The following is a 24,754-nucleotide window of genomic DNA, read 5'->3' on the forward strand; positions in this document are numbered from 1 at the left end:
AAGCTCCGACAGCATCCAGCGCTTCAGGCAACGCCCGCAATGATAAACCATTGCGGGAGATAACCTTGATTACTTCAGGTCGGCCTGTACCTGACGCAGCGGTTTCGCCCACGGGTTTTTGGCCTGGACATCTGCTGGCAATGTAGATACCGCTTTTTTCGCCTCTTCTTTCGAAGCATACACGCCAGAAACCAGGACATACCACGGCTGACCATTACGCGTCGTTTCATAGACAACGTAGTTTTTCAGATTCTCTTTCTTCGCCCAACCGTTCAGGTTGTCGTAGTTAGAGGAACTGCTCAGCTGCAGAGTGTAATGGCTGGACGGTGCCGATTTCAACGAACCAACATTACCTGCGGTCTTCCCTCCAGCGGCTGGTGTTGCCGTGGTTTGCGCCGGGGATGCCGTCTGTACTGGAGCCGTAGTCGCCGTCTCTTTTGGTGCTGGCGTAGAAGTCGCAGCCGGTGCCTTTGTGCTCGCCACAGGGGCAGCTGGTTCAGTTCGCTTCGGCGTCTGTGCGACTGGCTTCGGTTCCGTTTTCACGGTTGCTTGCGGTTTTTTCGGTTCAATCACCGCCTGCTGACGAGCCGGGCGCGTAGTGGCCGGACGTTCAGCGGTTTGCGTTTTCGCCGTGTCACGCGATGCATTGCCATTGCGAACAGGCGCGACAGTCGCGGGTTCAGTCGGCAATGTAGAATTGACCGCCACATTGTTCAACTGTTGCTGATTTTGTGGCTGGGTCAGCGCATTGTTCAGGTCACCCTGCACTTCAACACGTTGTTGACCATCCGTTGCCGCCGGGGTTTGCCCTTGAGTCGGCGTAGAAGAGATCGGCGGCAGAGAAACATCCTGCTGAGTATTTTCCGCAGACGTGGTTCCCGGCGCTGGCTGCACGCCATTGGCCTGATCGGTCGCATTGCCTGCAAGATCAATACTCTTCTCGCCAGACGCGGTTTGATCGCTGGAAGAGGTCGAGGGGGCTTTTAGCGCAGAACCGATACCGATGATCAACAGCAGGAGAACCAGAATGCCGACACCCATCATCATATACTGACGAGAAGCGGGTTTACTGGCTGCTTTTTTGCGCTTACGCGGACGACGCTCTACGCGCTCTTCATCCACGGTTTCATCTTCGGATTCGTCAATTTCTTCTTCGATTTCCGGTTCCTCATTACGCGCTTTTTGCGCACGAGTCGGACGGCGATCGTCAGTGTCATCAAGTTCAATATCATCAAAATTGATCTGCGGTTCGCCACGTTCAGTACGCTCAGAACGTTCAGAAGATTGACGAGAACGACCAGTACGACGATCGCTGGGATCGGGTTTCAGCTCGTCTTCTGGTTTGAATTCATCCATTTAACACCCCACTAAAAGGTTAATGCTTACCACGTTGCAATTAACCTGAAGCTAATAGACCGCTTGATAAGCGGCCTGACCTTTCTTGTTGTTACGCTGATTGACAATCGGCAATGGCGTTAAGAACAAGCTCGTGCGAAACGCCGCTGCGAACTTCACTCTTACCAATTGCCAACGGAAGAATTAAGCGCATCTCTCCCGCAAGGACTTTCTTGTCACGCAGCATATGCGGTAAATACGCCTGCGCGGACATTTCGCGCGGCCCATTGACCGGTAACCCAGCCCGCGTGAGCAGGGTTATAATACGCTGCGTTTCGGCAGAACTAAACTGCCCGAGACGTTCCGACGTCCGCGCCGCCATCACCATACCCGCAGCGACCGCTTCACCATGTAACCAATTGCCATACCCCATTTCAGCTTCAATGGCATGACCAAAGGTGTGTCCCAGATTCAGTAAAGCACGTAACCCGGTTTCGCGCTCGTCGGCGGCGACAACTTCTGCTTTCAGCTCACAACAACGGCGAATACAGTACGCCATTGCCGGACCGTCCAGACGCAACAACGCATCCAGATTCTCTTCCAGCCAGTTAAAAAACGCACCGTCAAGAATAATGCCGTATTTGATGACTTCTGCCAGCCCCGACGCTAACTCACGCGGGGGAAGCGTTTTCAGACAGTCGAGATCCACCACCACTGAAGCGGGCTGGTAGAACGCGCCAATCATGTTTTTACCGAGGGGATGGTTGACCGCAGTTTTGCCGCCAACGGAGGAGTCGACCTGAGACAGTAACGTCGTCGGGACTTGAATGAAACGTACACCGCGCTGATAACTCGCCGCCGCGAAGCCGGTCAGATCACCCACTACGCCGCCGCCAAGCGCCACCAGAGTAGTATCGCGACCATGCGGCTTTTGTAACAATGCCGTAAAGACGGTATCGAGTACAGCCAGGCTTTTATACTGCTCGCCGTCAGGGAGGATAACGCTATCGACGTTAACACCCGCCTGTTCAAGTACGCCGCGGACCTTATCGAGATACAGAGGAGCCAGGGTTTCGTTGGTGACCAACATGACCTGCTCGCCCGATTTCAGCGGTAAGAATGAAGCTGGTTCATTAAACAAACCAGATGCGATGGTAATTGGGTAACTACGTTCCCCGAGAGTAACGACAATCCTCTCCATAACGCGACATCCACCTTAATTACTGTACCCGCAGACGAGTGTATATAAAGCCAGAATTAGTTGCTTTCCAGCATGTGAATAATCTGGTTTGCAACCACTTTAGCGCTTTGATCATCAGTACGAATGGTCACGTCGGCAATCTCTTCATACAGCGGATTGCGTTCATTGGCCAACGCTTCCAGAACTTCACGCGGCGGTGTTTCAACGTGCAGCAACGGGCGTTTTTTATCACGCTGCGTGCGTGCAAGTTGCTTTTCGATGGTCGTTTCAAGATAAACGACAACGCCACGAGCGGAAAGACGGTTACGCGTTTCACGGGATTTCACAGAGCCGCCGCCAGTAGCCAGCACAATACCCTGTTTCTCGGTCAACTCATTGATGACCTTTTCTTCGCGATCGCGGAAGCCTTCTTCGCCTTCTAAATCGAAAACCCAGCCCACATCAGCTCCGGTTCGTTTCTCAATCTCTTGATCGGAATCGTAAAATTCCATATTGAGTTGTTGAGCTAACTGGCGCCCAATAGTGCTTTTTCCGGCACCCATAGGCCCAACCAGAAAGATATTGCGTTTCTCTGCCATTTTTTCGGTACTACTAAGACTATTCGTTAATGATAAACCCGCTTCGCTCAGAGAGCGCCGCAGGACATGAACTGAAACCTCATAAGATATTGCGAGAGTCAGACTGAAAATTATCTCAATACTCCAGCGGGTTTGGCAACTGAATAAATCACCCATCCCTCTGCATATCTGGTCGCTGCAAGCGCGCTGCCTTGCTACCACCGCTCTGGCGATAAATCACCGGGTAAGATTAGCGTAAAAAAGACAGCAAAATGCCGCCTGAATGATAAATCATCATCATGGAACGCAGGCAGCGAAGAGCACCAACTCTCAAATCGGTACTCCTTGTATGCTAAATACCTGCGCGCGTCAAATAGATGAAACACGTTCAGCGTAAAAACATTACCGCTTTTACGGCTGTTTACTCACTGGAAACCAGTCGTGGCGTGATAAACACCACTAACTCGCGTCGTTCATCTTCTTTTCCGTCATGACGAAATAATTGCCCGAACCAGGGAATGTCGCCAAGCAACGGTACGCTATCCTGACCCGATTTATTTTTACGGGTAAAAATGCCGCCCAGCGCCAACGTTTCTCCGCTTTTGACCTCGACCTGCGTTTCGATCTCCTGCTTATCAATCGCCAGCACTTCGCCATCTGCCTGCTGTAGCACCTGCCCCGGAACGTTCTGGCTGATGTGTAATTTCAGCCGGATGCGACCTTTTTGTAACACCGTGGGCGTGACTTCCATCCCCAGGACGGCCTCTTTAAATTCTACCGACGTCGCGCCACTTTCCCCGCTGGAAACCTGATATGGAATTTCGCTCCCTTGTTTAATGCTGGCAGGCTGAAGATGTGAGGCCAGCAGACGCGGACTGGCGATAATATCCAGCTGCTGTTTTTGTTCGAGCGCGGAAAGCTCAAGATCCAGTAAACGTCCGTTGATGCGTCCAATGTTAAAACCGATATGCGTTGTCGCCGTCGCTACGGAGAGGTCGCTGCCAAGCGTAGTGACTTGCCCAACGCCACCACCTTGTTGCGCATCGGCCAACGTCCATTTCACACCTAACTCACGCAAACTTTTTTCATTAATGGTGACAATATGCGCCGACAGCTCAACCTGCCCGACCGGCAGATCCATTTGCGATACCCACTGTTCAAGCGTGCTTAACGCCGTTTTGTTATCTCGCAGCAAAAGGCGATTGGTGCGTTTATCGACGGTCATACTCCCTTTGGCACTCAGTAGCTTCTCCCCCGCTTTCGCCAGCTCTCCGGCGTCGGCGTATTGCAGAGTAATATTGCGATTTTCCAGCGGCAGATTTGCCTGCGCCCGCGTCTGCTCCGCCTCCTGGCGGGCGATATTGTCATTCTGCCAGGCAACGGAATGCACCGAGAGAATGTTGCCCTCCTGGCGCGTTATCAATCCGGCGCTTTTCACTACAGTTTGTAGTGCCTGCTTCCAGGGAACGTCAGTTAAATGTAACGACACCGTACCGCTGACGTCTGGCGAAACCACCAGGTTCAACTTCTCCTGTTCAGCCAGCGCCTGCAACACCTGAGCTACCGGAACGTCATCCACCATCAGCGTCACTTTTTGCGGCTTTGCCGCCTGTACGCCGGGTATAAGCATCAACAGTAGTGCGGCTATCCATTGCTTCATTTGTATCTCCTTGCCGTTGCCACAACCAGTGTGGCGGTTCGCAGTTTGTCCCGGTTCCCAGCGTTAGTGCGTCTGGCGTCAGCTGTAAGATCGTCCAGCCGTTTTCCAGCACATCGTTTTGCTGCACCCGTCGCCATTTTTTTTGCCCATCTTTTATTACACCGATGATGCGCTCGCCTCGCCCTACCATCCCCTGATAGCGCCACTGGCTAAGTTCGCTAATCCGGCATAGATCTTCCGGCGGTTTAAAAGGGTCACGCATACCGGTTAAAAGGCACAATGCAATGCCTGCTAACAACCAGCGTTTAACCCTCATGCGGCGTCTCCAGTTGTAGCGTGAACAAAAGGTCATCACCTTCCACGCTTAACAAAAAACGGCTCACGCTGACGTTGCGCTCTGCCAGCCGTGTAAATGCCGACGGCACTGCTTCCCACAGCGTTTTCAACGCCAACTCACCTCCCTGCGCGGATGGATGCCAGTAAACCAGTTGCGCGCCGGATAACTGAAAATCCAGTGGCGAAAAGGGCAGCGTTTTTTCCTCGCTGAAGGGAGTGGTGTCTACCAGGCGATACAGTGCAGCCCACTGCTGGTGATGATTTGCCCGTAGTCGAATTAATGCGTCGCTCTCTTCATGGTGTGTCAATGACAGAAAAATGAGCGTAACTAACACCAGCAACCAGACTGCCCAGCAAAACTGGCGGAGGCGGAGTGATGTGGCGAACCACCAGTCAAAGAACATGTTCATCGCTAACCTTCCTTGTTAACTGATACTCAAATTGCCAGCGTCCCTGCGCATCCTGCTGCGTGGCCCCCCGCTGATTGAGATGAAAAGAAGCATCCTGGCGGAGTGACGTTTCCAGCGCGTTTAACGCGGCAATGCTTGTTGTCAGCCCCTTGATCTCCAGCGTTCCCTGCTGCCAGCTTATCGTTGTCAGCCAGGCATGTTCGGGTAAAAGCGCCGCCAGTGCTTCCAGAGCAGATTGCCAGTCGCGGGTAAATTGTCGTTGGCGCTGCCGTTGCAAACGCTGTTCGCGTAACTGCTGGCGTTCCAGCAAACGTGGTTTCGTTATCTGTAAGCTGCGGGCGAGTTGTTGTTCCGCCTGAAGCAAAACGGCGTTTACGCGTGCTTCGGCATTGCTTGTCAGACGCAGTATTAGCGTTATCCCGATGGCCAGCAGCAGAGGCGCAACGAACATCAGCAACCAGAAACGAAGAAAAGCGGTCCGGCGTTGCTGTCGCCAGGGCAAAAAATTAATTGGCGGGTTCATCAGTACACCTTCCCAAGCGCCAGCCCCAGCGCGATGGCAAAGTCTCCACCTGGTGGCGGTAGCGGCGGCTGACGAACAGAAACCGCCTCCCAGGGGTCAAATCCGCCTTCGCCACATAGCGCGACGCTTTCGGGATCAACAGATAACGCTGCCGCCAGCTCCTTCGCGCTAGTCATCCCCACCGCCAGTTTGCGCCCCCAGCTATAGCGCGTCGCCCACAGCCACTGTTCGTTATCACGCCAGGCCAGACATTGCTGATGAGAAGGTAAAAAAGGCAGGAATCGCTGTAATGCACTGGCATCCGGAGTGATCGCGCTAACATGAACACGCAACCTTTCTGCCAGAGTAAGCAGCGTTGCCAGCTCTTTGCTTTGCGCGGCAGTCACGTTATAGGCGGGACTGAGTGAGTCTTCGCTGTAATCGAAGCGCAGGGAGTCCGGATCCATATCCAGCTCACGGGCCATCGTCCCGGACAGCCAGGCCATTTGCTCCCGCTCACCGAGGGACATCGACGGGCGTGGAAATGACCGCTGTAATGTGCGACTGGCGGGAAACGCCAACATAATGTGATGACGCTGCGGCAGTTCACGACTCCACGGTAACAACGTGTTAGCCAGCCGCTGCACATCAACAATCCGCCCATCTTTGATAATGTCGTTCTCCAGTGGCAACCGCCACCAGCGGTGCAATAAGCATTCTTTTGCGCTCCGCACGATAGCAACCGCTACCGCTTCTTGCTGTTGTAAATGCAAACCAATTTGCCAGTTCTTAAATGCCATTGTGATGATCTCCTTATCACCCGTCACTCTGACGGGTATATCAATGCGTCTGGCTTGCCTTTATACTACCGCGCGTTTGTTTATAAACTGCCCAAATGAAACTAAATGGGAAATTTCCAGTGAAGTTCGTAAAGTATTTTTTGATCCTTGCAGTCTGTTGCATTCTGCTGGGAGCAGGCTCGATTTATGGCCTATACCGCTACATCGAGCCACAACTGCCGGATGTGGCGACATTAAAAGATGTTCGCCTGCAAATTCCGATGCAGATTTACAGCGCCGATGGCGAGCTGATTGCTCAATACGGTGAGAAACGTCGTATTCCGGTTACGTTGGATCAAATCCCGCCGGAGATGGTTAAAGCCTTTATCGCGACGGAAGACAGCCGCTTCTACGAGCATCACGGCGTTGACCCGGTGGGGATCTTCCGTGCGGCAAGCGTGGCGCTGTTCTCCGGTCACGCGTCACAAGGGGCGAGTACCATTACCCAGCAGCTGGCGAGAAACTTCTTCCTCAGTCCAGAACGCACGCTGATGCGCAAGATTAAGGAAGTCTTCCTCGCGATTCGCATTGAACAGTTGCTGACGAAAGACGAGATCCTCGAGCTTTATCTGAACAAGATTTACCTCGGTTACCGCGCCTATGGTGTCGGTGCTGCGGCACAAGTCTATTTCGGTAAAACTGTCGACCAACTGACGTTGAACGAAATGGCGGTGATAGCCGGGCTGCCGAAAGCGCCTTCCACCTTCAACCCGCTCTACTCAATGGATCGTGCCGTCGCGCGGCGTAACGTCGTGCTGTCGCGGATGCTGGATGAAGGGTATATCACCCAACAACAGTTCGATCAGACACGCACTGAGGCGATTAACGCTAACTATCACGCGCCGGAGATTGCTTTCTCTGCGCCATACCTGAGCGAAATGGTGCGCCAGGAGATGTATAACCGTTATGGCGAAAGTGCCTATGAAGACGGTTATCGCATTTACACCACCATCACCCGCAAAGTGCAGCAGGCCGCACAGCAGGCGGTACGTAATAACGTGCTGGACTACGACATGCGCCACGGCTATCGCGGCCCGGCAAATGTGCTGTGGAAAGTGGGCGAATCGGCGTGGGACAACAACAAAATTACCGATACGCTGAAGGCGCTGCCGACCTATGGTCCGCTGCTGCCTGCCGCAGTCACCAGCGCCAATCCTCAGGAAGCAACGGCGATGCTGGCAGACGGGTCGACCGTCGTATTGAGTATGGAAGGTGTTCGCTGGGCGCGTCCTTACCGTTCGGATACTCAGCAGGGACCGACGCCGCGTAAAGTGACCGATGTTCTGCAAACGGGTCAGCAAATCTGGGTTCGTCAAGTTGGCGATGCATGGTGGCTGGCGCAAGTGCCGGAAGTGAACTCGGCGCTGGTGTCGATCAATCCGCAAAACGGTGCCGTTATGGCGCTGGTCGGTGGCTTTGATTTCAATCAGAGCAAGTTTAACCGCGCCACCCAGGCACTGCGTCAGGTGGGTTCCAACATCAAACCGTTCCTCTACACCGCGGCGATGGATAAAGGTCTAACGCTGGCAAGTATGTTGAACGATGTGCCAATTTCCCGCTGGGATGCAGGTGCCGGTTCTGACTGGCAGCCGAAGAACTCACCACCGCAGTATGCCGGTCCAATTCGCTTACGTCAGGGGCTGGGTCAGTCGAAAAACGTGGTGATGGTACGCGCAATGCGGGCGATGGGCGTCGACTACGCTGCAGAATATCTGCAACGCTTCGGCTTCCCGGCACAAAACATTGTCCACACCGAATCGCTGGCGCTGGGTTCAGCTTCCTTCACCCCAATGCAGGTGGCGCGCGGCTACGCGGTCATGGCGAACGGCGGCTTCCTGGTGGACCCGTGGTTTATCAGCAAAATTGAAAACGATCAGGGCGGCGTAATTTTCGAAGCGAAACCGAAAGTAGCCTGCCCGGAATGCGATATTCCGGTGATTTACGGTGATACGCAGAAATCGAACGTGCTGGAAAATAACGATGTTGAAGATGTCGCTATCTCCCGCGAGCAGCAGAATGTTTCTGTACCAATGCCGCAGCTGGAGCAGGCAAATCAGGCGTTAGTGGCGAAGACCGGCGCGCAGGAGTACGCACCGCACGTCATCAACACTCCGCTGGCATTCCTGATTAAGAGTGCCTTGAACACCAATATTTTTGGTGAACCAGGCTGGCAGGGTACTGGCTGGCGAGCAGGTCGTGATTTACAACGGCATGATATAGGCGGAAAAACGGGTACCACTAACAGTTCGAAAGATGCGTGGTTCTCGGGTTACGGTCCGGGCGTTGTGACCTCGGTCTGGATTGGCTTTGATGATCACCGTCGTAATCTCGGTCATACAACGGCTTCCGGAGCGATTAAAGATCAGATCTCAGGTTACGAAGGCGGTGCCAAGAGTGCCCAGCCTGCATGGGACGCTTATATGAAAGCCGTTCTTGAAGGTGTACCGGAACAGCCGCTGACGCCGCCACCGGGTATTGTGACGGTGAATATCGATCGCAGCACCGGGCAATTAGCTAATGGTGGCAACAGCCGCGAAGAGTATTTCATCGAAGGTACGCAGCCGACACAACAGGCGGTGCACGAGGTGGGAACGACCATTATCGATAATGGCGAGGCACAGGAATTGTTCTGATTAAAAAGGCGCTTCGGCGCCTTTTTCAGTTTGCTGACAAAGTGCACTTGTTTATGCCGGATGCGGGTGAACGTTATCCGGCCAACAAAAATTGAAAATTCAATAAATTGCAGGAACTTCGTAAGCCTGATAAGCATTATGCATCAGGCAAACTTCACGCATTTACACTCGCCCCTGCCCTTTCAACCATTCGCGCACGAGGAACAGCGCGCTGACATTACGCGCTTCGTTGAAGTCAGGGGCTTCCAGCAAATCCATCATATGCGCCAGCGGCCAGCGCACCTGTGGTAGCGGCTCTGGCTCATCGCCTTCCAGTGATTCCGGGTAGAGATCTTGCGCTACCACGATATTCATTTTGCTGGAAAAGTAAGACGGTGCCATGCTGATCTTCTTCAAAAAAGTCAGATCGTTCGCACCAAATCCAACCTCTTCTTTTAGCTCGCGGTTAGCGGCTTCAAAGACGCTTTCACCCGGATCAATTAATCCTTTCGAAAAACCTAATTCGTAGGATTCAGTTCCCACTGCGTATTCGCGGATCAGGATCAGGTGATCGTCCACAATCGGCACAATCATCACTGCTTCCCGGTTGGTTGGACGCATTCGTTCATAAACACGCCGCACGCCATTGCTGAACTCCAGATCCACGCTTTCGACGGTAAACAGTCGGGAACGGGCTACAGTTTCAACATTCAGAATGGTGGGTTTTTGTAATGATTTGCTCATCGTGGGATCTATGCTGTGAAATCAGCGGTTATTGTGCGATATCGGACACGCTTTCGGCAATGTGAATTGCATGTTATTTACATTTATGTAACTTAATAAATAATCGTCCTCAAATCAAATTAAAAGTCAATAGGTTGAAATAACTCCAGGAATTTGCTGATATTCCGCCTTCAGAGGGTTTGCTATGATCAGCGGTTACTGTGATGTGCTTAATGATGCTCAAGTTAAACTCCACGCTTGCCGATAGCCAACCGCAGAATCATGTATTGTGTCCGGTGCGACTGACCACGCCTGACAGACTAAGTAAGATGGGGAAAGCATGAGCACCATTGTGATTTTTTTAGCTGCTTTGCTGGCCTGCTCACTACTTGCGGGATGGCTGATAAAAGTGCGATCCAGACGGCGTCAGCTGCCCTGGACCAACGCCTTCGTGGATGCGCAAACGCGTAAACTCACATCTGAAGAACGTAGCGCCGTTGAAAATTATCTTGAGAGCCTGACGCAGGTATTACAGGTGCCTGGCCCAACGGGAGCCAGCGCGGCACCGATCTCTCTGGCGCTGAATGCCGAAAGCAACAACGTCATGATGCTGACACACGCTATCACGCGTTATGGCATCTCTACCGACGATCCGAATAAATGGCGTTACTACCTCGATTCGGTAGAAGTCCACCTGCCGCCTTTCTGGGAACAGTACATCAACGATGAGAATACCGTTGAACTGATTCATACCGATTCGCTGCCGCTGGTTATTTCACTCAACGGTCATACGCTGCAGGAGTACATGCAGGAAATTCGCGGCTATGCTTTGCAACCTGTTCCGTCAACGCAGGCGTCGATTCGCGGGGAAGAGAGCGAGCAAATAGAGCTGCTCAATATTCGCAAAGAAACGCACGAAGAGTATGCGCTGAGTCGTCCGCGCGGGCTGCGCGAAGCGTTGCTGATTGTCGCCTCCTTCCTGATGTTCTTTTTCTGCCTGATTACCCCGGATGTCTTTGTTCCGTGGCTGGCAGGCGGCGCGTTACTGCTGCTGGGCGCAGGTCTGTGGGGGCTATTCGCGCCCCCGGCAAAATCCTCCCTGCGGGAAATTCATTGTCTGCGCGGTACACCCCGTCGTTGGGGATTGTTTGGCGAAAACGATCAGGAACAGATCAACAATATTTCACTCGGTATTATCGACCTGGTCTATCCCGCACACTGGCAGCCATACATTGCTCAGGATCTTGGTCAACAAACCGATATCGATATCTATCTCGACCGCCACGTAGTGCGTCAGGGGCGATATCTTTCGCTGCATGATGAAGTAAAAAACTTTCCGTTACAGCACTGGCTGCGCAGTACGATTATTGCTGCGGGCTCGCTATTGGTGCTGTTTATGCTGTTATTCTGGATCCCGCTGGATATGCCGCTGAAATTCACCCTCTCGTGGATGAAAGGCGCACAGACCATTGAAGCCACTAGCGTAAAACAACTGGCTGACGCTGGCGTGCGGGTTGGCGATACATTGCGTATTAGCGGTACGGGAATGTGTAATATTCGCACTTCCGGTACCTGGAGCGCGAAAACCAACTCACCTTTTTTACCGTTTGACTGCTCGCAGATCATCTGGAATGACGCCCGCTCATTGCCATTACCAGAATCTGAATTGGTCAACAAAGCGACGGCATTGACCGAAGCAGTTAATCGCCAGCTGCACCCTAAACCGGAAGATGAATCTCGCGTCAGTGCCTCATTACGTTCAGCAATTCAAAAATCCGGTATGGTATTGCTTGATGATTTTGGCGACATTGTTCTGAAGACAGCAGATCTGTGTTCTGCCAAAGATGACTGTGTGCGACTGAAAAATGCGCTGGTCAATCTCGGCAACAGTAAAGACTGGGACGCGCTGGTAAAACGCGCCAACGCCGGGAAACTCGATGGCGTGAATGTGTTATTACGCCCGGTGAGTGCGGAATCGCTGGATAACCTGGTGGCCACCTCTACCGCGCCGTTTATCACGCATGAAACGGCGCGAGCGGCACAATCACTAAACAGTCCGGCCCCCGGCGGATTCCTGATTGTCAGCGACGAAGGCAGCGATTTTGTTGATCAGCCCTGGCCTTCGGCATCACTTTACGACTATCCGCCGCAAGAACAGTGGAACGCTTTCCAGAAACTGGCACAAATGCTGATGCATACGCCGTTTAACGCCGAAGGTATCGTCACAAAAATCTTCACTGACGCCAATGGTACGCAGCATATTGGCCTTCATCCGATCCCGGATCGTTCCGGTCTGTGGCGCTATCTCAGCACCACGCTGCTGCTACTGACGATGCTGGGTAGCGCCATTTATAATGGCGTACAGGCCTGGCGTCGTTACCAGCGCCATCGTACTCGCATGATGAAGATTCAGGCCTATTATGAAAGCTGCCTGAACCCGCAGCTGATCACCCCTTCAGAAAGCCTTATCGAATAACACGTTTGCGCGGCAGGTTATGCTATCCTGTCGCGCAAATTGCTTCACTCTGGAGATTTCCCTCATGCATATCAACATTGCCTGGCAGGACGTAGATACCGTTCTGCTGGATATGGACGGCACGTTGCTCGACCTCGCCTTCGATAACTATTTCTGGCAAAAGCTGGTGCCTGAAACATGGGGCGCGAAAAACGGAGTTACGCCACAGGAAGCGATGGAATATATGCGCCAGCAATATCACGACGTACAGCATACGCTAAACTGGTACTGTCTTGATTACTGGAGTGAGCAACTGGGTCTGGATATCTGTGCGATGACCACCGAGATGGGACCGCGTGCCGTACTGCGTGAAGATACCATTCCGTTTCTTGAGGCACTGAAAGCCAGCGGTAAACAGCGAATTTTGCTCACCAATGCGCATCCGCACAACCTGGCGGTAAAACTTGAGCATACCGGTCTGGACGCACACCTTGATTTATTACTTTCCACCCACACATTTGGTTATCCGAAAGAGGATCAGCGGTTATGGCATGCGGTGGCCGAAGCTACGGATCTTAAAGCTGAAAGAACGCTGTTTATTGATGACAGCGAAGCGATTCTCGATGCTGCCGCGCAATTTGGTATTCGTTACTGCCTCGGTGTGACTAATCCTGACTCCGGGATTGCCGAGAAACAGTATCAACGCCATCCGTCACTGAATGACTACCGCCGCCTGATCCCCTCGCTAATGTGAAGGAGATGCCATGAAAGAAAAACCTGCTGTTGAGGTTCGACTGGATAAATGGCTATGGGCTGCCCGTTTTTATAAAACCCGCGCGCTGGCCCGTGAAATGATTGAAGGCGGTAAGGTGCATTACAACGGGCAGCGCAGCAAGCCAAGCAAAATCGTCGAGCTGAATGCCACGCTCACTCTGCGCCAGGGAAATGACGAACGCACGGTGATTGTAAAGGCGATTACTGAACAGCGTCGCCCCGCCAGCGAGGCAGCCTTGCTGTATGAAGAGACTGCGGAAAGTGTAGAGAAACGCGAAAAAATGGCGCTGGCACGTAAACTTAATGCCTTAACCATGCCGCATCCGGACCGACGCCCGGACAAAAAAGAGCGCCGCGACCTGTTACGATTTAAACACGGCGACAGTGAATAACTGTCACCTGCAAGAGAGATGATTATGCCGCAACATGACCAATTACATCGCTATCTGTTTGAAAACTTTGCCGTTCGCGGCGAACTGGTAACCGTTTCGGAAACCCTGCAACAGATCCTTGAGAATCACGATTATCCGCAGCCCGTTAAGAACGTGCTGGCAGAACTGCTGGTTGCGACCAGCCTGTTAACCGCTACGTTGAAGTTTGATGGTGATATCACCGTACAGCTGCAAGGCGACGGTCCGATGAATCTGGCGGTTATTAACGGTAACAACAACCAGCAGATGCGCGGTGTGGCGCGCGTGCAGGGCGAAATTCCAGAAAATGCCGACCTGAAAACGCTGGTCGGCAATGGTTACGTGGTGATCACCATCACCCCGAGCGAAGGCGAACGCTATCAGGGCGTGGTTGGTCTGGAAGGTGATACCCTGGCTGCCTGCCTGGAAGATTACTTTATGCGTTCTGAACAGCTGCCGACGCGCCTGTTTATTCGCACCGGCGACGTAGACGGCAAACCGGCTGCAGGCGGAATGTTGTTGCAGGTAATGCCTGCGCAAAATGCCCAGCAGGACGACTTTGACCACCTGGCGACGCTAACCGAAACCATCAAAACCGAAGAACTGCTGACTTTACCGGCAAACGAAGTGTTGTGGCGTTTGTATCACGAAGAAGAGGTGACGGTTTACGATCCGCAGGATGTGGAGTTCAAATGCACCTGCTCGCGTGAACGTTGCGCCGATGCGCTGAAAACGCTGCCTGATGAAGAAGTCGATAGCATCCTGGCGGAAGATGGCGAAATTGACATGCATTGTGATTACTGCGGTAACCACTATCTGTTCAATGCGATGGATATTGCCGAGATCCGCAACAACGCGTCTCCGGCAGATCCGCAAGTTCATTAATGAGTATGTCCGGCAGAGAGGACTCTGCCGGATTTTACGACGTAATGGCCTGATGCGCTTATCAGACCTACGGATTCAATGCAATTTATCGCAGGTAAGATAATGTGCCGAATCCAATAAAAATCAGATATGCGCTGTCATTCATTCAGATTCAAATCCAGTCTTTCGCCATCCACCGTAAGATCGCGCCACACTTTAGGCTTCGTCCCCAGTTTTCCATCCTCCGCAGCCATGAGTAATTTTTCTTTCGTTATTACAGCCGGGAGTGAATTCATCGTAATCTCTTTCCATTCTTTCCCAGCAGGATCAATACCATAGACAATGTATCTTTCATCATTAAAGGCAAACAGGATCCGCTCTGCCCTGCCATCACTATTCAGATCTTGCTCTACCAGCACGCAGGCATCTTTTTCAATGCATATCATTGCGTTATAGCGATTTTTCATCACTGCCGACCAGAATATCGTATCCGGTTTTCCAGAACCTGAGGCAATAAATACATTATCTGCTAATGCTTTTTCCGATATCTGCTGCTGAAGACGTTGTACTCCATCAAAAGCCATCAGCAGACCCCGCCTGCGTTTCGGGTCTTTCATATACTCGGCATCGCTTTTCAGCGACTCAAGCGCCGCACGTCCATAGCGACCGCTCTGTTCGAGCATATAGAGACTTACCTGGTCTGGCGTGTTTTTGCCGCTCTGATAACGCGCCATATGACTGTTCACGCTAATGCGCATACTGTCCAGCACCGGAGAATTAAGAAGCACCAGTATTACCAACACCAATAACGAAACCGCAAGGTTCACTTTGCCCTGAAGAACAAGGGGGTTTTGCCCTTTACGCCAGACGATACTGACAAAATACCCCAGCGACCATACCAGTAACACCAGCACCGCCAGCGCGCCCTGCAAGCGGTCGACAGTCCAGCCGTACTGAGCGACCCGCATCCATAACGCCCAGGCGGCGACGAACACATACAGCGGAGCAACCAGCAAAGCGGTTTTAATCAGGCAACGCAACGGCCCCGTCCAGGGAAGTGACGCTTTTTGCGGATCGCGGACAATAGCCATTAAGATCAATTGCAAAAAGGCCAGCGTCAACAGCAACCCGGCGGCGGAAATGTGGCGAGAAATCGCGCTCAGGCCCGTAAACGGCAGGGTGATGATAAACGTCAGGGTTAGCAATGATACTAACGGCAGCAACCCCGTGGCGATTAACGTGAACAACTTTTGAATAGAGTCGATTAAACGTGACTGTGTACGCGCGAGGATCACCGCCAGTGCGGTAACCAGACCTAACGTGAGATAAATAAACCCGTCGGTTGCAAAAAAGAGCGTTTTGAAAAACGTGATGCCAACAAGTTTAAACAACTCTCCCCACAGTAAAAGTACCAGCCACGTCAGGCCATTGGCGAGAAAAATCACCAGTAATATAAGTACGTTATGCCATACTGACTGGTAAAAATAGCGATAGCGGCTACTGTCATTGCGGATGCGAAGGCTTTGTTGTATCCACGGTAGCAACAACATTGCCATCAGCAGCAGATAGCAGCCAAAATCCCAAAGCGCCTTTTCTGCTCTCCAGTGGTTCATGCCATCAATTTGCCACTTTAGCCAACCGCTCATTCCCAGCGTGGCAATAAACACCAGCGCCAGCCATCCCCAAAGGCGCTTCTGTTTAAAGGAGATCACGGAGAAGAGTAAAACGGATGAAAACGCGACGGTCGCAGGCACGCCATAAACAATCCAACTGTGATTTTTTCCGGCAAGCCAGGCGATCAGCAGGTAGCAAACCAGCCCCTGAAGTAATCCGGTAGCAATCATCCCCCAGCGTGTTGCCGGTGAAAGTTCAACGTTATCCATGTTGGTTATCCAGAATCAAAAGGTGGGTTAATTATCGCATCCGGGCAGTAGTATTTTGCTTTTTTCAGAAAATAATCAAAAAAAGTTAGCGTGGTGAATCGATACTTTACCGATTGAATTTGCATCAATTTCATTCATGAATGCGATTCCACTCACAATATTCCCGCCATATAAACCAAGTTTTAACCTTTTGAGAACATTTTCCACACCTAAAATGCTATTTCTGCGATAATAGCAACCGTTTCGTGACAGGAATCACGGAGTTTTTTGTCAAATATGAATTTCTCCAGATACGTAAATCTATGAGCCTTGTCGCGGTTAACACCCCCAAAAAGACTTTACTATTCAGGCAATACATATTGGCTAAGGAGCAGTGAAATGCGCGTTAACAATGGTTTGACCCCGCAAGAACTCGAGGCTTATGGTATCAGTGACGTACATGATATCGTTTACAACCCAAGCTACGATCTGCTGTACCAGGAAGAGCTGGACCCGAGCCTGACCGGTTATGAGCGCGGGGTGTTAACTAATCTGGGTGCCGTTGCCGTCGATACCGGGATCTTCACCGGTCGTTCACCGAAAGATAAGTATATCGTTCGTGACGATACCACTCGCGATACTTTCTGGTGGGCAGACAAAGGCAAAGGTAAGAACGACAACAAACCTCTCTCTCCGGAAACCTGGCAGCATCTGAAAGGCCTGGTGACCAGGCAGCTTTCCGGCAAACGTCTGTTCGTTGTCGACGCCTTCTGTGGTGCGAACCCGGATACTCGTCTTTCCGTCCGTTTCATCACCGAAGTGGCCTGGCAGGCGCATTTTGTCAAAAACATGTTTATTCGCCCGAGCGATGAAGAGCTGGCAGGTTTCAAACCAGACTTTATCGTTATGAACGGCGCGAAGTGCACTAACCCGCAGTGGAAAGAACAGGGTCTGAACTCCGAAAACTTCGTGGCGTTTAACCTGACCGAGCGCATGCAGCTGATTGGCGGCACCTGGTACGGCGGCGAAATGAAGAAAGGGATGTTCTCGATGATGAACTACCTGCTGCCGCTGAAAGGTATCGCTTCTATGCACTGCTCCGCCAACGTTGGCGAGAAAGGCGATGTTGCGGTGTTCTTCGGCCTTTCCGGCACCGGTAAAACCACCCTTTCCACCGACCCGAAACGCCGCCTGATTGGCGATGACGAGCACGGCTGGGATGATGACGGTGTGTTTAACTTCGAAGGCGGCTGCTACGCGAAAACTATCAAGCTGTCGAAAGAAGCGGAACCTGAAATCTACAACGCTATCCGTCGCGATGCGCTGCTGGAAAACGTCACCGTGCGTGAAGATGGCACAATCGACTTTGATGATGGTTCAAAAACCGAGAACACCCGCGTTTCTTATCCGATCTATCACATCGATAACATCGTTAAGCCGGTTTCCAAAGCGGGCCACGCAACGAAAGTTATCTTCCTGACAGCAGACGCCTTTGGTGTGCTGCCGCCGGTTTCTCGTCTGACTGCCGATCAAACCCAGTACCACTTCCTCTCTGGCTTCACCGCCAAACTGGCTGGTACAGAGCGCGGCATCACCGAACCGACGCCAACCTTCTCCGCTTGCTTCGGCGCGGCGTTCCTGTCGCTGCACCCGACCCAATACGCAGAAGTGCTGGTGAAACGTATGCAGGCGGCGGGTGCGCAGGCGTATCTGGTTAACACCGGCTGGAACGGCACTGGCAAACGTATCTCCATTAAAGATACCCGCGCTATTATCGACGCCATCCTCAACGGTTCGCTGGATAACGCAGAAACCTTCACTCTGCCGATGTTTAACCTGGCGATCCCAACCGAACTGCCGGGCGTAGACACGAAGATTCTCGATCCGCGTAACACCTACGCTTCTCCGGAACAGTGGCAGGAAAAAGCCGAAACGCTGGCAAAACTGTTTATCGACAACTTCGATAAATACACCGACACCCCAGCGGGTGCCGCGCTGGTAGCGGCTGGTCCGAAGCTGTAATCAGCTGATATCTCATTGACCCCTTATCCAAACGGATAAGGGGTTTTTTTATATCTAATTAGCTACCAATATGTACACTTATAATTATCAATAGACCGCAGGATGCATTATGTTCACCTTTATTGAACTACAAGGATTTAGCAAACGCCGCCAGTTATTGCTACCTGATAAGTAGTTCCGGGCTTTTCAGGAACTACTCATTCAAGATCCCACTGCCGGTGACATTATCGCAGGCACAGGCAGTTTTAGAAAAATTCGCTGGAACCGTTCTGGAATGGGGAAACGGGGTGGCATTCGAATAATTTATTACAACGTAACACGCAATGGTCGAATTTATCTGGCGTTGATTTATCCTAAAAATGAACAGGATGATTTAACAGAAGAACAAAGAAAGGCATTGAAACTATTGTCCGAGAAGCTGCTTTAATGTTGAAGCGCCACAAATTCCACCATGGTCGAAATGCCAACGGAGACATTGAAAACAGATGAAAGATGAATTATTTGCTGATCTTCTTGCCAGCGCAGAAGAAATGGTACGCATCGAAAAGGGTGAAGAAACGCCTGAACCAGAGCACGTCCATACTTTTAGCGAGATCGATGTAAAAGCGATCCGTGAAGCAACGGGTTTACGTCAGCAAGATTTTGCTGTCGCCGTAGGGGTAAGTTATGACCTGGTCAAAAGCTGGGAAACCAAACGCCGTCAACCTACCGGAGCACCTCGAAAATTGCTCCTGCTTTTGCAAGCGAATCCTTTCATTATCAATCAATTGAAAACAATCTAAAAACGGGAGGCACCTTCACCTCCCGTTTTTTTACCCTTCTTTTGTCATGCCCTGCGCCCGCGTTACCGGCACTGGCAGCCAGGCGCGAATGGAAAGCCCGCCCCGTTCGCTGGTGCCAAGCTCCAGCATCCCGTTATGGTTATCCACGATACGCTGCACAATCGCCAGCCCTAATCCCGTGCCGCTAATGGTGCGCGCACTGTCGCCACGAACAAACGGCTGGAACAGGTGCTTACGTTGTTCCGGCGCAATACCCGGACCGTCATCTTCTACCTGGAACCAGGCGCGATTCGGCTCCGTGCCGCTGCTGACTTTGATCCAGCCATTGCCGTAACGGGCGGCGTTGACCACCATATTCGCCACCGCGCGTTTGATCGACAGCGGGTGCATTTTCACCTCAATGCTGCCGGGGTAAAGCGCGGTTTCAATTTCCCGCTCATAGCCACTTTCGGCGGCAATCACCTCACCGAGCACGGCGTTGAGATCCGCCATTTCCATCGGCATCTCCTGCCCGGTGCGCAGGTAGTCGATAAACTGCTCAATGATGGCGTTGCACTCTTCGATATCTTTATTGATCGATTCTGCCAGGTAGCCATCCTGCTCGCTCATCATCTCGGTCGCCAGGCGAATACGCGTCAGCGGCGTGCGTAAGTCATGACTTACCCCCGCCATCAGCAGCGTGCGGTCATCCGCCAGTTGCTTAACACCAGCCGCCATATGGTTAAAGGCGCGGGTAACCGAACGCACCTCGGACGCGCCATATTCACGCAGCGGCGGCGGAATAATCCCTTTACCGACCTGCAGAGCAGCATGTTCGAGATCGACCAACGGTCGGTTCTGGATACGGATAAACAGCCACGCCCCGCCTATCGCCAACAGCATAATCGCCAGCGTATAGCGGAACAGCGGAGAAAAATCGCCCTGATGAATTTCGGTCAGCGGCACGCGTACCCAGATATTGGGCGACAGCCAGGTTTTCAGCCAGACAACAGGCGAACTTTTGTTGACCTCAACGCGCACTTCCGTCGGGCCGCCCAGTTGCTGTGCCATCTGATGGCTTAAGAATTCATAGTGTTGTGCCCAACGCAGACCTGCCTCTTCGGCAGCTTCGTTGGAGTAGAGAGAGATCCCCAGCTCACGGTAGATCTCCCGACGGAAAGCGGGAGGCACAACCAACTGCGTACCGTCCTCCAGTTGCAGTTTGTCGGTCATCAACATACGCACTTCGTACGCGAGGACTTTATTAAACTGCTGGAGGCTCGGCAAAATCGCGAAGTTCAGCACCACCAGATAAGTCGTCACCAGGCTGACGAACAGCAAGGTGACGATGAGCAATAACGTACGGGCAAATGAACTTCGTGGCGAGAAGCGCAATCGCCTCATGCTTTAGAACCGTCCGGTACAAAGACGTAGCCCAGACCCCAGACGGTCTGAATGTAACGCGGATGCGCCGGATCTTCTTCCACCATGCGGCGCAGACGCGAAATCTGCACGTCGATGGAGCGTTCCATTGCGGAATATTCACGACCACGGGCAAGGTTCATCAGCTTATCGCGGGAGAGCGGCTCACGCGGATGGCTGACCAGCGCCTTAAGTACCGCAAACTCACCACTGGTGAGCGGCATCGGCTCGTCTTCGCGGAACATTTCGCGCGTACCGAGGTTAAGTTTGAACTTACCGAAAGCAATTACCGCCTCTTCCTGTGACGGTGCGCCTGGCAGTTCATTCGCCTGACGACGCAGCACCGCACGAATGCGGGCCAGCAATTCACGCGGGTTAAACGGTTTTGGAATGTAATCGTCAGCGCCAATCTCCAGGCCAACGATACGGTCCACTTCTTCCCCTTTCGCCGTCACCATAATGATCGGCATCGGATTGCTCTGGCTACGAAGACGTCGGCAAATCGACAAGCCATCTTCACCAGGTAACATCAAATCCAGTACCATAAGATGGAAAGATTCACGAGTCAGCAGGCGATCCATCTGTTCTGCATTAGCGACGCTTCGAACCTGGAAGCCTTGTTCGGTGAGATAACGTTCCAGCAGCGCGCGCAGGCGCATGTCGTCATCAACCACCAGAATCTTGTAGTTCTCTTGCATTGTTTGTACTCCCAAAGGTTCGCAACAATTTGTAAGCGTGTATTCTTAAAAAAGCTCACGTTCGTCACCAGCTAAATCTGGTATGAATTTCAGCCTAAATTGTTACAAAGCATATTAAACAGCAGCTTAAGTATACAATTTATTCGGCGAAACATTATTGATTCTGTTGATATGATCACGTTATACCCAATGTGCGCATTATCAAACAGACAAAGGGAATCAACGAGATGAAAACGCCCCTGGTTACCCGGGAAGGGTATGAAAAACTCAAACAAGAGCTTAATTATCTCTGGCGTGAAGAACGCCCGGAGGTCACAAAGAAAGTGACCTGGGCCGCAAGTCTGGGTGACCGCAGCGAAAATGCTGACTATCAGTATAATAAAAAGCGCCTGCGTGAAATCGACCGTCGCGTGCGCTATCTCACTAAATGCATGGAAAATCTCAAAATCGTCGATTACTCCCCGCAGCAGGAAGGCAAAGTCTTTTTTGGCGCGTGGGTGGAGATTGAAAACGACGATGGCGTGACTCACCGTTTCCGTATTGTCGGCTACGATGAAATTTTTGGCCGTAAAGATTACATCTCTATCGATTCCCCGATGGCCCGCGCATTGCTGAAAAAAGAAGTCGGCGATCTGGCGGTGGTGAATACCCCTGCCGGGGAAGCGAGCTGGTATGTTAATGCTATCGAGTACGTGAAACCGTAAGGAAGAGTCTTAACCTCCTGCCGATGGCTGGCATTTTTGCCAGCCAGTCCGTATAACTATCCCCTGATTTTTGATCCGAAAAGATGAACTCAAACCATGATGAATGATTCGTTCTGCCGCATTATTGCGGGTGAAATTCAGGCGCGCCCGGAACAGGTTGACGCTGCCGTTCGCCTGCTTGACGAAGGGAATACCGTGCCGTTTATCGCACGTTATCGTAAGGAAATCACCGGCGGTCTGGATGACACGCAGCTGCGTAATCTGGAAACGCGTCTGAGCTATCTGCGCGAGCTGGAAGAGAGACGTCAGGCGATCCTCAAGTCTATTTCCGAGCAAGGCAAACTCACCGATGATCTGGCGAATGCCATCAACGCCACCCTAAGCAAAACCGAACTCGAAGACCTCTACCTGCCCTACAAACCTAAACGCCGCACCCGTGGGCAAATCGCCATTGAAGCAGGGCTTGAGCCGTTGGCCGATCTGCTGTGGAGCGATCCGTCACACACGCCAGAAGTCGCCGCTGCACAATATATTGATGCCGATAAAGGCGTGGCAGATACCAAAGCCGCGCTGGACGGCGCGCGCTATATCCTGATGGAACGGTTTGCCGAAGATGCCGCGCTGCTGGCGAAAGTGCGTGATTATCTGTGGAAGAACGCGCATCTGGTCTCAACCGTGGTGAGCGGTAAAGAAGAGGAAGGGGCAAAATTCCGCGACTATTTCGATCATCACGAACCGCTGTCCACGGTGCCTTCTCACCGCGCGCTGGCGATGTTCCGTGGTCGTAACGAAGGCATACTTCAGCTTTCGCTGAATGCCGATCCGCAGTTCGAAGAGCCGCCGAAAGAGAGCTATTGCGAGCAAATCATCATGGATCACCTTGGCCTGCGCCTGAACAATGCCCCGGCGGATAGCTGGCGCAAAGGTGTGGTGAGCTGGACGTGGCGCATCAAGGTGTTGATGCATCTGGAAACTGAACTGATGGGCACCGTGCGCGAACGCGCGGAAGATGAAGCAATCAACGTCTTTGCCCGTAACCTGCACGATCTGCTGATGGCGGCCCCTGCCGGGCTGCGTGCAACGATGGGCCTCGATCCGGGTCTGCGTACCGGGGTAAAAGTGGCGGTAGTCGATGCAACTGGCAAACTGGTGGCGACCGATACCATTTATCCGCATACCGGGCAGGCCGCAAAAGCAGCGATGACCGTTGCTGCGCTGTGTGAAAAGCATAACGTTGAACTGGTGGCGATCGGCAACGGTACAGCTTCTCGCGAAACCGAACGTTTCTATCTCGACGTGCAGAAGCAGTTCCCGAAAGTGACCGCGCAGAAAGTGATCGTCAGCGAAGCTGGCGCGTCGGTTTACTCGGCTTCCGAGCTGGCAGCACAGGAATTTCCGGATCTCGACGTTTCGCTGCGTGGCGCGGTGTCTATCGCCCGTCGTTTGCAGGATCCGCTGGCGGAGCTGGTGAAAATCGATCCGAAATCTATCGGCGTAGGTCAGTATCAGCATGACGTCAGCCAGACGCAGCTGGCACGCAAACTGGATGCAGTAGTAGAAGACTGCGTAAACGCCGTTGGCGTCGATCTCAACACCGCTTCTGTTCCTCTGTTAACCCGCGTGGCGGGCCTGACGCGCATGATGGCGCAAAACATCGTGGCCTGGCGCGATGAGAACGGCCAGTTCCAGAACCGTCAGCAACTGTTAAAAGTGAGCCGTCTGGGGCCGAAAGCCTTCGAGCAGTGCGCGGGCTTCTTGCGCATTAACCACGGTGATAACCCGCTGGACGCTTCTACCGTTCACCCGGAAGCCTATCCGGTGGTGGAACGCATTCTGGCAGCAACACAGCAGGCACTGAAAGATCTGATGGGTAACAGCAGCGAACTGCGTAACCTGAAAGCATCTGACTTTACTGATGAGAAATTCGGTGTGCCGACGGTAACCGACATCATCAAAGAGCTGGAAAAACCGGGTCGCGATCCGCGTCCGGAATTTAAAACCGCTCAGTTTGCCGATGGCGTCGAGACAATGAACGACCTGCAACCGGGTATGATCCTCGAAGGTGCGGTGACCAACGTCACCAACTTTGGCGCGTTTGTCGATATTGGTGTGCATCAGGACGGCCTGGTTCACATCTCTTCATTGTCGAACAAGTTTGTGGAAGATCCGCATACCGTGGTGAAAGCGGGCGACATTGTGAAGGTGAAAGTGCTGGAAGTGGATCTTCAGCGTAAACGTATCGCCCTGACCATGCGTCTGGACGAGCAGCCTGGCGAAACCAACGCCCGTCGCGGCGGCGGTAATGAACGCCTGCAAAACAACCGCCCGGCAGCCAAACCGCGTGGGCGTGAAGCGCAGCCTGCCGGTAATAGCGCGATGATGGACGCGCTGGCGGCAGCAATGGGTAAAAAGCGTTAAACCCCCTGATTGGCCTACGGTTCAAATTTTCACGAAATCGTAGGCCAGATAAGGCGTTCACGCCGCATCTGGCAATACACGCCTTGCCTGACATAAAAATGCCGGAGTATATCTCCGGCATTTTTATTCCACAGCCAACCCCACAATATACTCCCTAATATTTATCACTTCATTAACAACTGAGACCTT

21 protein-coding genes and 1 pseudogene are annotated in these 24,754 nt (G+C 52.4%); 10 read left to right on the top strand and 12 right to left on the bottom strand.

Annotated elements, in window-relative coordinates:
- Window positions 1–69 precede the first annotated feature (69 nt).
- The 8 genes from damX to hofM all read right to left on the bottom strand — a co-directional run bounded on the left by damX (window position 70) and on the right by hofM (window position 6,801).
- Window positions 70–1,356: a cell division protein DamX gene (gene damX / locus ACJHYO_RS18420; protein WP_000343172.1), complete on the bottom strand. Its 1,287-nt coding sequence runs from the start codon at window positions 1,354–1,356 to the stop codon at window positions 70–72.
- Between the two features lie 91 nt (window positions 1,357–1,447).
- Complete coding sequence (gene aroB / locus ACJHYO_RS18425; RefSeq protein ID WP_000439850.1) at window positions 1,448–2,536, bottom strand: 3-dehydroquinate synthase; 1,089 nt, start codon at window positions 2,534–2,536, stop codon at window positions 1,448–1,450.
- 56 nt (window positions 2,537–2,592) lie between these two features.
- Window positions 2,593–3,114 carry a shikimate kinase AroK gene (gene aroK / locus ACJHYO_RS18430; protein ID WP_000818618.1) on the bottom strand — a complete coding sequence of 174 codons (522 nt, stop codon included), beginning with the start codon at window positions 3,112–3,114 and terminating at the stop codon, window positions 2,593–2,595.
- Between the two features lie 400 nt (window positions 3,115–3,514).
- The gene (gene hofQ / locus ACJHYO_RS18435; protein ID WP_000816006.1) at window positions 3,515–4,753 is read right to left on the bottom strand and encodes a DNA uptake porin HofQ; all 1,239 of its coding nucleotides are present in this window, start codon (window positions 4,751–4,753) and stop codon (window positions 3,515–3,517) included.
- Window positions 4,665–5,069 carry a DNA utilization protein HofP gene (hofP, locus tag ACJHYO_RS18440; protein ID WP_001264138.1) on the bottom strand — a complete coding sequence of 135 codons (405 nt, stop codon included), beginning with the start codon at window positions 5,067–5,069 and terminating at the stop codon, window positions 4,665–4,667. Before hofP ends, hofQ begins: the two co-directional genes overlap by 89 nt.
- Window positions 5,059–5,499, bottom strand: coding sequence for a DNA utilization protein HofO (gene hofO / locus ACJHYO_RS18445; protein ID WP_001055744.1), 441 nt, complete (start codon window positions 5,497–5,499; stop codon window positions 5,059–5,061). Before hofO ends, hofP begins: the two co-directional genes overlap by 11 nt.
- The gene (hofN, locus tag ACJHYO_RS18450) at window positions 5,483–6,022 is read right to left on the bottom strand and encodes a DNA utilization protein HofN (protein ID WP_001069307.1); all 540 of its coding nucleotides are present in this window, start codon (window positions 6,020–6,022) and stop codon (window positions 5,483–5,485) included. The genes hofO and hofN overlap by 17 nt, the downstream gene beginning before the upstream one ends.
- Window positions 6,022–6,801, bottom strand: coding sequence for a DNA utilization protein HofM (hofM, locus tag ACJHYO_RS18455; RefSeq protein WP_001296474.1), 780 nt, complete (start codon window positions 6,799–6,801; stop codon window positions 6,022–6,024). Before hofM ends, hofN begins: the two co-directional genes overlap by 1 nt.
- Window positions 6,802–6,920: 119 nt before the next feature.
- Here hofM and mrcA point away from each other — a divergent pair, with 119 nt between their 5' ends.
- Window positions 6,921–9,473 (top strand): peptidoglycan glycosyltransferase/peptidoglycan DD-transpeptidase MrcA, encoded by a 2,553-nt coding sequence (gene mrcA, locus ACJHYO_RS18460; RefSeq protein ID WP_001298208.1) that lies wholly within the window; start codon window positions 6,921–6,923, stop codon window positions 9,471–9,473.
- 162 nt (window positions 9,474–9,635) lie between these two features.
- Here the strand turns inward: mrcA and nudE are convergent, their stop codons facing one another.
- Entirely contained in the window at window positions 9,636–10,196 is a 561-nt protein-coding gene (gene nudE / locus ACJHYO_RS18465) for an ADP compounds hydrolase NudE (RefSeq protein WP_085455580.1), read from the bottom strand.
- A gap of 319 nt (window positions 10,197–10,515) precedes the next feature.
- Here nudE and igaA point away from each other — a divergent pair, with 319 nt between their 5' ends.
- From igaA to hslO, 4 genes are all read left to right on the top strand, one after another.
- Window positions 10,516–12,651, top strand: coding sequence for an intracellular growth attenuator protein IgaA (gene igaA, locus ACJHYO_RS18470; RefSeq protein ID WP_000104575.1), 2,136 nt, complete (start codon window positions 10,516–10,518; stop codon window positions 12,649–12,651).
- A gap of 64 nt (window positions 12,652–12,715) precedes the next feature.
- Window positions 12,716–13,384 (top strand): GMP/IMP nucleotidase, encoded by a 669-nt coding sequence (gene yrfG / locus ACJHYO_RS18475; protein ID WP_001304924.1) that lies wholly within the window; start codon window positions 12,716–12,718, stop codon window positions 13,382–13,384.
- Between the two features lie 10 nt (window positions 13,385–13,394).
- The gene (gene hslR, locus ACJHYO_RS18480) at window positions 13,395–13,796 is read left to right on the top strand and encodes a ribosome-associated heat shock protein Hsp15 (protein ID WP_000660483.1); all 402 of its coding nucleotides are present in this window, start codon (window positions 13,395–13,397) and stop codon (window positions 13,794–13,796) included.
- A gap of 24 nt (window positions 13,797–13,820) precedes the next feature.
- The gene (hslO, locus tag ACJHYO_RS18485; protein WP_001135574.1) at window positions 13,821–14,699 is read left to right on the top strand and encodes an Hsp33 family molecular chaperone HslO; all 879 of its coding nucleotides are present in this window, start codon (window positions 13,821–13,823) and stop codon (window positions 14,697–14,699) included.
- Between the two features lie 137 nt (window positions 14,700–14,836).
- On the opposite strand, the gene ACJHYO_RS18490 is transcribed toward hslO, so the two are convergent.
- The gene (locus ACJHYO_RS18490) at window positions 14,837–16,561 is read right to left on the bottom strand and encodes a DUF4153 domain-containing protein (RefSeq protein WP_085455581.1); all 1,725 of its coding nucleotides are present in this window, start codon (window positions 16,559–16,561) and stop codon (window positions 14,837–14,839) included.
- 378 nt (window positions 16,562–16,939) lie between these two features.
- Between ACJHYO_RS18490 and pckA the strand changes: the two genes are divergently transcribed.
- The 3 genes and pseudogenes from pckA (at window position 16,940) to nadS (ending at window position 19,344) form a co-directional block, all read left to right on the top strand.
- Window positions 16,940–18,562 carry a phosphoenolpyruvate carboxykinase (ATP) gene (gene pckA / locus ACJHYO_RS18495; protein ID WP_001265681.1) on the top strand — a complete coding sequence of 541 codons (1,623 nt, stop codon included), beginning with the start codon at window positions 16,940–16,942 and terminating at the stop codon, window positions 18,560–18,562.
- 109 nt (window positions 18,563–18,671) lie between these two features.
- A pseudogene (locus ACJHYO_RS18500) lies at window positions 18,672–18,989 on the top strand (type II toxin-antitoxin system RelE/ParE family toxin).
- A gap of 58 nt (window positions 18,990–19,047) precedes the next feature.
- Window positions 19,048–19,344: a NadS family protein gene (gene nadS, locus ACJHYO_RS18505; protein ID WP_000650976.1), complete on the top strand. Its 297-nt coding sequence runs from the start codon at window positions 19,048–19,050 to the stop codon at window positions 19,342–19,344.
- Window positions 19,345–19,374: 30 nt separating this feature from the next.
- Here nadS and envZ read toward each other — a convergent pair whose 3' ends face one another.
- Both envZ and ompR read right to left on the bottom strand, forming a co-directional pair.
- Window positions 19,375–20,727, bottom strand: a complete 1,353-nt coding sequence (envZ, locus tag ACJHYO_RS18510) for a two-component system sensor histidine kinase EnvZ (RefSeq protein ID WP_001253708.1) — start codon at window positions 20,725–20,727, stop codon at window positions 19,375–19,377.
- Window positions 20,724–21,443 carry a two-component system response regulator OmpR gene (gene ompR, locus ACJHYO_RS18515; protein ID WP_001157751.1) on the bottom strand — a complete coding sequence of 240 codons (720 nt, stop codon included), beginning with the start codon at window positions 21,441–21,443 and terminating at the stop codon, window positions 20,724–20,726. The genes envZ and ompR overlap by 4 nt, the downstream gene beginning before the upstream one ends.
- A 227-nt stretch (window positions 21,444–21,670) precedes the next feature.
- On the opposite strand from ompR, the gene greB reads away from it, so the two are divergent.
- On the top strand, window positions 21,671–22,147 hold the full coding sequence (gene greB / locus ACJHYO_RS18520; RefSeq protein WP_000856744.1) for a transcription elongation factor GreB: 477 nt from the start codon (window positions 21,671–21,673) through the stop codon (window positions 22,145–22,147).
- Between the two features lie 96 nt (window positions 22,148–22,243).
- The gene (locus tag ACJHYO_RS18525; RefSeq protein ID WP_000980738.1) at window positions 22,244–24,565 is read left to right on the top strand and encodes a Tex family protein; all 2,322 of its coding nucleotides are present in this window, start codon (window positions 22,244–22,246) and stop codon (window positions 24,563–24,565) included.
- Window positions 24,566–24,754 lie beyond the last annotated feature (189 nt).

The organism is Escherichia sp. WS1118, from assembly GCF_046487695.1.
GTDB lineage: Bacteria > Pseudomonadota > Gammaproteobacteria > Enterobacterales > Enterobacteriaceae > Escherichia > Escherichia coli.

What these genes read in the sequence shown, in the direction of transcription:
- hofM (WP_001296474.1), bottom strand. Translation starts at nt 6,801, where the DNA reads ATGGCATTTAAGAACTGGCAAATTGGTTTGCATTTACAACAGCAAGAA.
- nudE (WP_085455580.1), bottom strand. Translation starts at nt 10,196, where the DNA reads ATGAGCAAATCATTACAAAAACCCACCATTCTGAATGTTGAAACTGTA.
- aroB (WP_000439850.1), bottom strand. Translation starts at nt 2,536, where the DNA reads ATGGAGAGGATTGTCGTTACTCTCGGGGAACGTAGTTACCCAATTACC.
- aroK (WP_000818618.1), bottom strand. Translation starts at nt 3,114, where the DNA reads ATGGCAGAGAAACGCAATATCTTTCTGGTTGGGCCTATGGGTGCCGGA.
- hslO (WP_001135574.1), top strand. Translation starts at nt 13,821, where the DNA reads ATGCCGCAACATGACCAATTACATCGCTATCTGTTTGAAAACTTTGCC.
- hofP (WP_001264138.1), bottom strand. Translation starts at nt 5,069, where the DNA reads ATGAGGGTTAAACGCTGGTTGTTAGCAGGCATTGCATTGTGCCTTTTA.
- greB (WP_000856744.1), top strand. Translation starts at nt 21,671, where the DNA reads ATGAAAACGCCCCTGGTTACCCGGGAAGGGTATGAAAAACTCAAACAA.
- damX (WP_000343172.1), bottom strand. Translation starts at nt 1,356, where the DNA reads ATGGATGAATTCAAACCAGAAGACGAGCTGAAACCCGATCCCAGCGAT.
- ACJHYO_RS18490 (WP_085455581.1), bottom strand. Translation starts at nt 16,561, where the DNA reads ATGGATAACGTTGAACTTTCACCGGCAACACGCTGGGGGATGATTGCT.
- hofO (WP_001055744.1), bottom strand. Translation starts at nt 5,499, where the DNA reads ATGAACATGTTCTTTGACTGGTGGTTCGCCACATCACTCCGCCTCCGC.
- igaA (WP_000104575.1), top strand. Translation starts at nt 10,516, where the DNA reads ATGAGCACCATTGTGATTTTTTTAGCTGCTTTGCTGGCCTGCTCACTA.
- hslR (WP_000660483.1), top strand. Translation starts at nt 13,395, where the DNA reads ATGAAAGAAAAACCTGCTGTTGAGGTTCGACTGGATAAATGGCTATGG.
- nadS (WP_000650976.1), top strand. Translation starts at nt 19,048, where the DNA reads ATGAAAGATGAATTATTTGCTGATCTTCTTGCCAGCGCAGAAGAAATG.
- ompR (WP_001157751.1), bottom strand. Translation starts at nt 21,443, where the DNA reads ATGCAAGAGAACTACAAGATTCTGGTGGTTGATGACGACATGCGCCTG.
- envZ (WP_001253708.1), bottom strand. Translation starts at nt 20,727, where the DNA reads ATGAGGCGATTGCGCTTCTCGCCACGAAGTTCATTTGCCCGTACGTTA.
- yrfG (WP_001304924.1), top strand. Translation starts at nt 12,716, where the DNA reads ATGCATATCAACATTGCCTGGCAGGACGTAGATACCGTTCTGCTGGAT.
- hofN (WP_001069307.1), bottom strand. Translation starts at nt 6,022, where the DNA reads ATGAACCCGCCAATTAATTTTTTGCCCTGGCGACAGCAACGCCGGACC.
- ACJHYO_RS18525 (WP_000980738.1), top strand. Translation starts at nt 22,244, where the DNA reads ATGATGAATGATTCGTTCTGCCGCATTATTGCGGGTGAAATTCAGGCG.
- pckA (WP_001265681.1), top strand. Translation starts at nt 16,940, where the DNA reads ATGCGCGTTAACAATGGTTTGACCCCGCAAGAACTCGAGGCTTATGGT.
- hofQ (WP_000816006.1), bottom strand. Translation starts at nt 4,753, where the DNA reads ATGAAGCAATGGATAGCCGCACTACTGTTGATGCTTATACCCGGCGTA.